At 68.6% G+C, this 11,131-nt stretch carries 5 protein-coding genes; all 5 read left to right on the top strand.

The window, feature by feature from the left end:
* The first annotated feature begins 194 nt into the window (after nucleotides 1-194).
* Nucleotides 195-1,157 carry a LysR substrate-binding domain-containing protein gene (locus D183_RS0117685; RefSeq protein ID WP_017910173.1) on the top strand — a complete coding sequence of 321 codons (963 nt, stop codon included), beginning with the start codon at nucleotides 195-197 and terminating at the stop codon, nucleotides 1,155-1,157.
* A gap of 366 nt (nucleotides 1,158-1,523) precedes the next feature.
* The gene (locus D183_RS0117680) at nucleotides 1,524-4,376 is read left to right on the top strand and encodes a TonB-dependent receptor (RefSeq protein ID WP_088033252.1); all 2,853 of its coding nucleotides are present in this window, start codon (nucleotides 1,524-1,526) and stop codon (nucleotides 4,374-4,376) included.
* A gap of 86 nt (nucleotides 4,377-4,462) precedes the next feature.
* Nucleotides 4,463-6,397 (top strand): sialate O-acetylesterase, encoded by a 1,935-nt coding sequence (locus tag D183_RS0117675; RefSeq protein WP_017910171.1) that lies wholly within the window; start codon nucleotides 4,463-4,465, stop codon nucleotides 6,395-6,397.
* Nucleotides 6,398-6,444: 47 nt separating this feature from the next.
* Nucleotides 6,445-8,100, top strand: a complete 1,656-nt coding sequence (locus D183_RS0117670; protein WP_017910170.1) for a DUF5597 domain-containing protein — start codon at nucleotides 6,445-6,447, stop codon at nucleotides 8,098-8,100.
* A 52-nt stretch (nucleotides 8,101-8,152) separates the two neighbouring features.
* Nucleotides 8,153-11,035, top strand: a complete 2,883-nt coding sequence (locus D183_RS0117665) for a TIM-barrel domain-containing protein (protein ID WP_017910169.1) — start codon at nucleotides 8,153-8,155, stop codon at nucleotides 11,033-11,035.
* Nucleotides 11,036-11,131 lie beyond the last annotated feature (96 nt).

Below are 11,131 nucleotides of genomic sequence, written 5' to 3'. Positions count from 1 at the left end.
CCCGTGCGTCGGCGCGCTGGCGCCAAGCCGGCGGCATCCGCCGCGGCAGGCCGGTGCCCGACGACGACGGCGCCAGCGGGGGCGCGATGGGCCGTAGCCTGCGCGCGTGAGCTATGCTCTGCAAATGAAATTTTAGGCATATTCTATTCCGCCGCCGAATACGCGGCTCCGCTCCCCCAGGACGCCTGCCCACGATGAATGTTTCCGCCAATCCCTGGTTCAACGCCGCGCGCCTGAAGACCCGGCATCTGTTGTTGCTGCTGCAGTTGCACGAGCATCGCTCGGTGCTGCGCGCGGCCGAGGCGGCCAGCATGACCCAGCCGGCGGCGTCCAAGCTGCTGGCGGAAATGGAGGACCTGCTGGGGGTGAAGCTGTTCGAGCGCCACGCGCGCGGGGTCGAACCGACCTGGTACGGGCAGGTGCTGATCCGCCGCGCACGCGCGGCGATGTCGGAGATCGGCCGCGCCCAGGAAGAGATCGCGGCCCTGTGCGAAGGGCGCATGGGCCAGGTCTCGATCGGCACCGTGGTCAATCCGGGCACCAACCTGGTGCCGCAGGCCATCGCCGAGGTCAAGCGCGAGTTTCCCGGCATCCTGGTGCGGGTGGAGATGGACTACAGCCGGCCGCTGGTGGCCAAGCTGCTCGACGGCCAGCTCGACATCGTGATCGGCCGCATCCTCGGCCCCTACGGCGCCGAGGCGCTGGAGTTCGAGCCGCTGGCCGACGAGCCGCACTCGGTGATCGCGCGCGCCGGCCACCCGCTGTCCACCCGCGTCGACCTGCGCCATGCCGACCTGGCCCGCTACGGCTGGGTGCTGCCGCCGGCCGACAGCGTGCTGCGTGCGCGCCTGGACGCGATGTTCCTGGAGCATGCGGTGCCGGCGCCGCAGAACGTCATCGAGACCTCGTCGCTGCCGGTGATGACCAGCCTGCTGCGCGGCAGCGACCTGCTGGCTGCGCTGCCGGCCGAGGCGGTGGCGCCGTATGTGCAGGCCAAGCTGCTGACGGTGTTGCCGATCACGCTGGGCGTGCGCATGGAATCGTTCGGCATCGTGCGCCGCCGCGACTATCTGTTGCCGCCTGGCGCCGAACGCGTGTTGCTGGCGTTGCGCAATGCGGCCAAGCGGCTGTATCCCGAGCGGGCGGCGAGCGTTTGAATGTCGTCGCAGGCGCTGCCATGTCGCAGACGGACGATTTCGTAGACATGCCGTGGTGCGCATCCCGCTAGTCTTGAATCGCATAGCTGGACGGGAATTTTTCATTTGCTTCACGCGAATGTCATTTCTAGTCTCGGCCGATCGCGGTAGCGACCGACCTGCCACTCTGCGCAGCGGCGCCATCCGATACGGCAGCGGCTGAGACCGACGCCGTCACAACTCGCAGGACGGCGCCCTGGTGCGACCGTCGCCCGTGTCTGTGTGCATGTCTCCTGGGAGGGAAACAGCATGGCATCGCAGCATTCTTGTGGTCCGGCTCTGCCGACCGCAGCGTCACGTCGTCCCCGTGTTTTGCCGCATTCGCTCATCGCGCTGAGCATCGGCGTGTTGCTCAGCGCACAGGCGCTGGCGCAGGACGCCGAACCTGCCGCCAAACAGCCTGCCGCCAAGAAGAGCGATCCGGTCCAGCTCGATGCGATCGAGGTCAAGGGCGTGCGGGCGAGCCTGATCAAGTCGCAGTCGATCAAGCACGACGCCGAGCAGATCGTCGATTCGGTCAGCGCCGAGGACATCGGCGCGCTGCCGGACCGCAGCGTCACCGAGACCCTGCAGCGGGTCAGCGGCGTGACCATCGATCACTTCATGGCGCGCAACGACCCGGACCACTTCTCGGCCGAAGGCAGTGGGGTGATGATCCGTGGCATGACCCAGGTGCGCGGCGAACTCAACGGTCGCGACAGCTTCAGCGCCGCCAGCGGACGCGGGCTCAGCTTCGAGGACGTGCCGGCCGAACTGATGGCCGGCGTGGACGTGTACAAGAATCCCTCGGCGGAGATCATCGAAGGCGGCCTCGGTGGCACGGTCAACCTGCGCACGCGCATGCCGTTCGACCAGCCGGGCCGGGTCATCGGCTTCACCGCCGACGTCAACTACGGCGACCTGAGCAAGACCTACAAGCCGTCGGGCTCGTTCCTGTTCAGCGATCGCTGGAACACGGGCCTGGGCGAGATGGGCTTCATGCTCGATGTGGCGCACTCGGAACTGGCCACGCGCAGCGACGGCATCCAGGTGGAACCGTTCGTGCGCCGCACCGATCCCGCGTTGCTGGCCGGCACCAGCTTCGACAAGGTCTACGTGCCCGGTGGCGTCAACTGGCGGCAGCTGGAGTTCGAACGCAAGCGCAAGGGCGTGGCGGCCGCCTTCCAGTGGCGGCCCAGCGACGCCACCGACCTCTACGTGCAATACCTGCGCTCGTCCTACGACATGAACTGGCAGGAGCGCGCGGCGTTCTTCAACGACGACACCAATGCGATCGCGCCGGCGCCCGGCACCACCTTCACCTACGACGACGCAGGCCGTTTCGTCAGCGGCTCGCCGGCGTCCAGTTCCTGGCGCGGCAACGTCACCGGCAACGACGGCGTGCGCTTCTACACCGACAACCGCTACGCCCGGCAGAGCACCACCACCTCCGATCTGTCCGGCGGCTTCACCCATCGTTTGACCGACCGGCTGACCGTGCGCGGCGACATGCAACTGGTGCAGTCGCAGAGCGACACCCTGGATTTCACCCTGTTCAGTTCGATCTATTTGCCGGGCCTGACCTTCGACCTCAGCGGCAAGTACCCTGCGGTGACCTTGGCCGACCCAAGCTACACCGCCGACCCCTCCAATTACTTCTGGAGCGCGGCGATGGATCACCTGGCGAAGAACCGCGGTCGAGAGCTGGCCACGCGCTTCGACCTGGAATACAGCTACGACGACAACCCGTGGCTGCGCACCTTCCGTGCCGGCATCCGCGCCACCGACCGCACCCAGACCAACAAGAATTCCGGCTACAACTGGGGCGTGATCAGCGACAACTGGGCGACCATCCCCGGCACCGCCACCGGCCTGGCCGACCTGGCCAGCTACATGACCGCGTCCTCGTCGCTGTATTCCTTTTCGAACCTGCTGCGCGGCAAGGTGCGCGTGCCCAACAACCTGTATTTCCCGCGCAACAGCGCGGTCAAGGACTACGCCGGAACCTCGGCGCTGATCGAGCAGATCGTCGCACTGCGCGGTTATGGCTGGGCGCCGGACCAGTACCAGTTGCAGGACACCAACCGCCAGTTCGAACGCACCCAGGCCGCGTACATGGTGATGTACTTCGGCAACGACACCGCGCTGGGCGTGCCGGTGGACGGCAACATCGGCGTGCGCGTGGTGCAAACCAGGACCGAGGCCTCGGGCTACGGCCAGTATCCGGACCTGTCCGCCACCTCGGCCTCGGACGCGCTCAAGGCCCAGTACTACGGGCAGTACTTCCCGAACGACGCGCGCGGCAGCTACACCGACGTGCTGCCGAGCCTGAACCTGCGCTTCAAGTTCTCCGATGCGCTGCAGTTGCGTCTGGCTGCGTCCAAGGCGATGGCACGGCCGGACTACAGCCAGTTGCAGCCGTATCTGCTGCTCACCGCCACCGTCAACGACAACGGCTCGCTGAAGGACTGGACCGGCTCCGCCGGCAACCCCAACCTCAAGCCGATGAAGGCCGACCAGTACGATGCCGCGCTGGAGTGGTACTTCGACAGCAGCGACATGATGTACGTGACGTTGTTCTACAAGAGCGTCAAGGACTACTTCTCCAACCAGACCGTCACCGAGAACTACGGCGGCCAGGACTTCCTGGTGACGCGTCCGTACAACATGGACAAGGGCCGCATCCGCGGCTTCGAGTACGGCTACACGCAGTTCTTCGATTCGCTGCCGGGCTGGATGAGCGGCTTCGGCGTCAATGCCAACTTCACCTTCGTCGACAGTAGCGGTGGCGTGAACACGGCCACCGATCCCTACACCAAGACCACCGTCACTGGCGTGGCGCTGCCGCTGGAAGGGCTGTCGCGGCGCAGCTACAACCTTGCTGGTATCTACGAAAAGGGCCCGCTGTCGGTGCGCCTGGCCTACAACTGGCGCTCGCGCTACCTGCTGACCGCCAGCGACGTGTCGACCAAGCTGCCGACCTGGTCGGACGACTACGGCCAGCTCGACGGCTCGGTGTTCTATCGGTTCTCGCCGCACCTGCAACTAGGCATCCAGGCCAACAACATCACCAACGCGGAGACCAAGGTGCTGATGGGGCCGACCTCCTACAGCGATGGCGAGGTCGACCGGCATCTGTACACGCGCAGTTGGTTCGTCAACGATCGTCGTTACTCGCTGGTGCTGCGCGCCAACTGGTAGGCGCGCAGCCGTCTCCGGCGCGCGGTCCGCCTGCGGCGAGGCAGGTGGCCGCGGCCGGCTTTTCCTCCCGACGCAGGAACCGCTTCATGACAAGACCGCTGCATCCCACCGTTTGCCTGGCGCTGCTGGCGCTGGCGTTCGCGTCATGGCCAGCCGCGGCGGAGCTGCAACTGCCGTTGCTGTTCGCCGACGGCGCCGTCCTGCAGCGCGATGCACCGATTCCGGTCTGGGGTTGGGCTACGCCTGGCGCACGCATCCAGGCGCGCCTGGACGGTGCCGGCGCCAGTGCGGTCGCGGGCCGCGACGGCCGCTGGCAACTGCAGTTGCCGGCGCATGCGGCCGGTGGCCCGTACGTGCTGGAGGTGCAGGGCGACGGCAGCCAGCGGCGCATCGGCGATGTGCTGATCGGCGACGTGTGGCTGGCCAGCGGCCAGTCCAACATGGAGTGGCCGCTGGCGCAGGCGCGCGACGGCGCGCGCGAAGTGGCGGCGGCGACGGATCCTCAACTGCGCAACTTCAAGGTGCCCAAGGCCTGGTCGGCGCAGCCGCAGCCGCGGCTGCCCGGCGGCAGTTGGGTCGCGGCGACGCCCGCCACTGCCGGCGCGTTCTCGGCAGTGGCGTATTTCTTCGCGCGCGAGTTGCGCCAGTGCACCGGCGTGCCGATCGGCATCGTCGACAGCACCTGGGGCGGCAGTGCGATCGAGGCCTGGATGGACGCCGCCTCGCCGGGCGTGGACGCGGCGCAGGTGCGCACGCGCATCGCGCAGATGCAGGCCAAGGACGCACAGGACCTCGGCGAGACCCGGCGGCGCCTGGCGCGCTGGCCACAGCCGACCACCGCGGATGCGGATGCCGGCTGGGCCGCTGCCGATCTGGACGACCGGGACTGGGACCGCCAGCCGCTGCCGGGGCTGTGGGAACAGCATGGCTACGTCGGCATGGACGGCGTCGCCTGGTATCGCAGCACCTTTACCCTCAGTGCAGCCGAAGCCAAGACCGGCGCCGTCGTGGGCATCGGCCCGGCCGACGATGCCGACACCACCTACGTCAATGGCGTGGAGGTCGGCCATACCGAAGGGCGCTACACCGAGCCGCGCCGCTACCGCGTGCCGCCGGCAGCGCTGCGCGCCGGCGTCAACCACATCGCGATCCGCATCCTGGATACCGGCGGCTTCGGCGGCATTCCCGGCGATGCGGCGGCGTTCTTCGTGCAATCCGGTGGCGGCCAGCCGCGCTCGCTGGCCGGCGACTGGCAGTTCCGCCCAGGTCAGGTCACGTTGGCCGCCAACGACGACAAGAACCAGGTGCCGACGCTGCTGTACAACGCGATGATCCACCCCTTGCAGCCGTTTCCGGTCAAGGGCGTGATCTGGTACCAGGGCGAGAGCAACGCCTACCAGTATGGCGCGCTGCACTACTGCGAGCAGTTCGCGTCGCTGATCGGGCGCTGGCGGCAGGAGCGCGGACAGCCGCAGCTGCCGTTCCTGTGGGTGCAACTGGCCAACTGGAAGGCCGGCAACGACCAGGGCGACCTGAGCCCATGGGCGCAACTGCGCGAATCGCAGACCAGGACGCTGGCGCTGCCGGCCACCGGCCAAGCGGTGACCATCGACATCGGCACGCCGGACAACATCCATCCCCCCAACAAGCAGGACGTGGGGCATCGCCTGGCGCTGGTCGCACGCCATGTGGCCTACGGCGAAACCCTGGTCTACAGCGCGCCGGTGTTCGCGCGCGCCACGTTCGCCGATGGCCAGGCGCGGGTGATGTTCGACCTGATGGGCAGCACCCTGGCGGTGCGCGGCGGCGGTAGCGTGGTGCACGGCTTCGCCCTGGCCGGTGCCGATCGGCGCTTCCATCCGGCGCAGGCACGCATCGAGGGCGACCAGGTGGTGGTCCGCAGCGATGCGGTGCCGCAGCCGCAGGCGCTGCGCTACGCCTGGAGCGAAAACCCCGAGGACGCCAACCTGGTCAACCGCGAGCAGTTGCCGGTGGGCCCGTTCCGCAGCGACGACTGGTGAGGCTGGGCACCGGCCACGTGCGGAGAATCGGATCGCCGTCGCGCGCGTTGCGCACCGCATGGCGGCTGCCTGTCCTGCTGTCGCTGCTGCTGAGCGGCTGCCAGGCCGCGCCGGATGCGCCGTCGGTTGGTGCGCACACGCCCGCTGCCGCGACATCGGCGCCGACCCAGGCGCCGATCCCGCGCCTGGTCAGCACCGACGGCCGTCACGCGCTGTTGGTCGATGGCGCACCGTTCCTGATCCTCGGCGCGCAGGTCAACAACTCCAGCAACTATCCGGCGGCGCTGGCGCGGGTGTGGCCGGCGATCCGCGCGCTGGGGCCGAACACCGTGCAGGTGCCGATCGCCTGGGAGCAGGTGGAACCGGAAGAGGGCCGCTTCGATTTCTCCTTCGTCGACACTCTTTTGGCGCAGGCGCGCACGCAGCGGGTGCGGCTGGTGCTGCTGTGGTTCGGTACCTGGAAGAACAACGGCCCCAACTACGCGCCGCACTGGGTCAAGACCGACGATGCGCGCTTTCCGCGCGTGGTCGCGCGCGACGGGCGGCGCCTGGGTTCGCTGTCGCCGCTGGCGCCGGCCACGCTGGAGGCCGACCGCACCGCCTTCGTTGCTTTCATGCGGCATCTGCGCCAGGCCGATCCGCAGCGCACGGTGATCATGGTGCAGGCGGAGAACGAGCCGGGCACCTACGGCAGTGCGCGCGACTTCTCGCCGATGGCGCAGCGCGTGTTCGACGGCCCGGTGCCACAGGCGTTGCTGCAGCGGCTCGGCAAGTCGCCGGGCACCTGGGCGCAGGTGTTCGGCGCCGAGGCCGACGAGATCTTCCATGCGTGGCACATCGCGCACTTCATCGACCGCGTCGCTGAGGCCGGCAAGGCCGCGTATCCCTTGCCGATCTACGTCAATGCGGCGTTGCGCGGCCCGTTCAATCCGGGCCAGCCCGGGCAGTACGCCAGCGGCGGCCCCACCGACAACGTGCTCGACGTGTGGAAGGCGGCGGCCCCGCACATCGACCTGCTTGCGCCGGATATCTACATGCCCGAGTACGCGCTGTACACCACGGTGCTGCAGCGCTATGCACGCCCCGACAACGCGCTGTTCGTCGCCGAGACCGGCAACCGCCCCGAGTACGCGCGCTACCTGTATCCGGCGCTGGGCCACGACGGCATCGGCTGGTCGACCTTCGGCGTCGACTACAGCGGCTACTCCAACGATCCGCTCGGCGCCAAGCGCGTGGACGCACAGGCGCTGGCGCCGTTCGCGCTGGGCTATCGCGCGGTGGGCATGGGCATGCGCGTGTTCGCCCGCGCCGCGGCCGCCGGCAAGCTGCACGGCACCGCCGAGGCGCCGGGCCAGGCGGTGCAGGAACTGCCGCTCAACGCGCGCTGGAGCGCCACCGTCACCTACGGCGTGCCGCAGTTCTGGTTCCAGGGCGAGCCGCCCGGCAATCCCGCGCCGATCGGCGCGGCGCTGATCGCCGAACTCGGCCCGGATAACTTCCTGATCACCGCCCAGCATGCGCGGGTGACCCTGCATCCGGCCAGCGCCGCGACCGCCAACATGCTTTACGACCGGGTCGAGGAGGGCGTGTACGAGGGCGAGCAGTGGCGGTTCCGGCGCAACTGGAACGGCGATCAGACCGATTACGGGCTCAACTTCTCCGACGTGCCGCAGTTGCTGCGCGTCACCCTGGCGACTTATTGACCATGCGGCGGCGCCAGACGCGCCATGCCGCGTGACTTCCAAGGGAGTGAACATGCACCACGCCAACCGTTGCCTGCCGCCTTCGTTGCCACGCCTGTTGGCGCTGGCGTTGCTCGCGGTCGCCGCGTCCGCCGCCGCGCAGCAGGTGACCCGCGATGCCGAGGGCGTCACCGTGCATCCCAGCGCCAGGGGCGCGGCGCCGGTACGCCTGCAGGTGATCGACCGCGGCATCGTCCGGGTCAGCGCCGATCCCACCGGCGCGTTCCAGCGCACACCCAGCCTGATGCGGGTGCCGGTGCAGGGCGACACCGGCTTTACGCTGGAGCAGCGCGGCGACACGGTGCAGCTCAAGACCACGCGGATGACCGCACAGGTGTCCACCGTCGACGGCCATGTCGGCTTCAGCGATGCGCAGGGCAGGCCGCTGCTGGCGGAAGTGGCGGGCGGGCGCAGCTTCGCGCCGCTGCAGGTCGAGGGTCGTCACTACCTGAGCGTGCGCCAGCGCTTCGTCTCGCCGCCCGACGAGGCCTTCTACGGGTTCGGCCAGCACCAGCAGGGCTGGATGAACCAGAAGGGCCACGACATCGAACTGCTGCAGAGCAATCTCGACATGGCGGTGCCGTACCTCGTGTCCAGCCGCAACTACGGGATCCTCTGGGACAACAACGCGATCACCCGCTTCGGCGATCCGCGCGGGCTGCAGCCGCTGCCGGCGACGCTGCGCCTGTACGACGCGCACGGCAAGCGCGGTGCGCTGACCGCGCACTACGCGATCGACGGCAAGCCGGTGCTGGAGCGTCGCGAAGCCGACATCGACTATCAGTACATCAAGGACCTGGTGAAATTCCCCGCCGCGGCCAAGCCCGGCGACAAGCGCCGCATGCAGGTGCGCTGGGAAGGCCAGATCGAGGCCGAGCGCGGCGGCACGCATACCTTCTCGCTCTACGCCAGCGAGTACGCCAGGCTGTGGGTCGACGGCAAGCTGCTCGTCGACCGCTGGCGTCAGAACTGGAACCCCTGGCACCACGAGTTCGCGCTGCAGCTGCAACCCGGCCAGCGGCATACCCTCAAGGTCGAATGGGACCTGATCGATCCCAGCTACATCGCGCTGCTGCATCGCGACCCGCTGCCGGCGGCCGAAGTCGGCGACCTGTCGCTGTGGTCGGAAGCGGGGCAGATGATCGACTACTACGTCGTCGCCGGCGACAACGCCGACCAGGTCATCGCCGGCTATCGCACGCTGACCGGCAAGGCCGTGTTGCTGCCGAAGTGGGCCTACGGCTTCTGGCAGAGCCGCGAGCGCTACAAGACCCAGGACGAACTGCTCGGCGCGCTGGCCGAGTACCGTCGGCGGCAATTGCCGATCGACAACATCGTGCTCGACTGGTCGTACTGGCCCGAGAACGCCTGGGGCTCGCACGACTTCGACCGCGCGCGCTTTCCCGACCCGGACGGCATGGTCAACACGGTGCACGCCAGCCACGCGCAGCTGATGATCTCGGTCTGGCCGAAGTTCTACCCGAGCACGGACCACTACAAGGAACTGGACGCGGCCGGGCACATCTACCGGCGCAACGTCGAGGTGGGCGAGCTGGACTGGATCGGCAAGGGCTACACCAACGCCTTCTACGATCCGTACGCGGCCGACGCGCAGGCGATCTACTGGCGGCAGATCGACGAAAAACTCAACCGCAAGGGCATCGATGCCTGGTGGCTGGATGCCGACGAACCCGACGTGCACTCCAACCTGGACATCGCCGAGCGCAAGGCGCGCACTACCCCGACCGCGCTGGGGCCGTCCACCGAGTTCTTCAATGCCTATCCGTTGCCGCACACCCACGGCGTCTACGCCGGCGACCGCGCCGCCGACGGCAAGCGCGTGTTCATCCTCTCGCGCAAAGGCTACGCCGGCATCCAGCGCAACGCCGTGGCGGTGTGGAGCGGCGACATCGCCTCGCGCTGGGAGGACATGCGCGAGCAGATCTCCGCCGGCGTCAACCTGTCGATGTCGGGCCTGCCGAACTGGACCTTCGACATCGGCGGCTTCGCCGTGGAGAAGCGCTACGAACGCCAGGACCCGGCGCACCTGCCCGAGTGGCGCGAACTCAACACGCGCTGGTTCCAGTTCGGCGCCTTCGTGCCGCTGTTCCGCTCGCACGGCCAGTTCCCGTGCCGCGAGATCTGGAACATCGCGCCGGAGGGCACGCCGTACTACGCCAGCATGGCCTACTACAGCCGCCTGCGTTACGCGCTGCTGCCGTACATCTACACGCTCGCCGGCGACACTTATCACCACGACGGGGTGATGATGCGCGGCCTGCCGATGGACTTCCCGCACGACCCCAAGGTCGCCGACATCGACGACGAGTACCTGTTCGGCCCTGCGTTCCTGGTCGCGCCGGTGACCCGCTTCGGTGCGACCTCGCGCAAGGTCTACCTGCCGGCGGGCACCGACTGGATCGACTTCAACAGCGGCGCGCGCCACGCCGGCGGCCAGACCATCGACGCCGCCGCGCCGCTGCAGCGCATGCCGTTGTTCGTGCGCGCCGGCGCCATCGTGCCGATGACCCAAGTGCAGCAGTACGTCGACCAGATCCCGGACGCGCCGCTGACCGTGGTGGTCTACACCGGCGCCGACGGCCGCTTCTCGCTGTACGAGGACGACGGCACCGGCTACGGCTACGAGCAGGGCGAGTTCAGCCGCATCCCGCTGCAGTGGGATCAGGCCAGCGGCGTGCTGCGCATCGGCGCGCGCGAGGGGCGTTGGCCGGGCATGCAGGACCGGCGCACCCTCCATGTGCGCTTCGTCGATGGCCCGCGCGACGATGCCGGTGCGCTCGAACCCGCGGCCGACGCCAGCGTCGAGTATCGCGGCCAGCCCCTGGAGGTGCCGCGCAAGGGGACCGGCCATGCCGTCGCGGCGCGGGCCGGATGAGTCTGGCGGGAGGCGAGATGTTGCCAACGTCGGTTGCCGCATGCTGGCGGTCGTGGCGTGCCGACTGGGGCGCAATGCAGCAAAACATGCGCGCTA

The sequence above is a fragment of the Xanthomonas sp. SHU 199 genome, from assembly GCF_000364665.1.
In the GTDB taxonomy this organism is placed as follows: Bacteria; Pseudomonadota; Gammaproteobacteria; order Xanthomonadales; family Xanthomonadaceae; genus Xanthomonas_A; species Xanthomonas_A sontii.
Note: the sequence above shows the minus strand (reverse complement) of the source record. Positions and strands in the feature narration are given on the sequence as shown.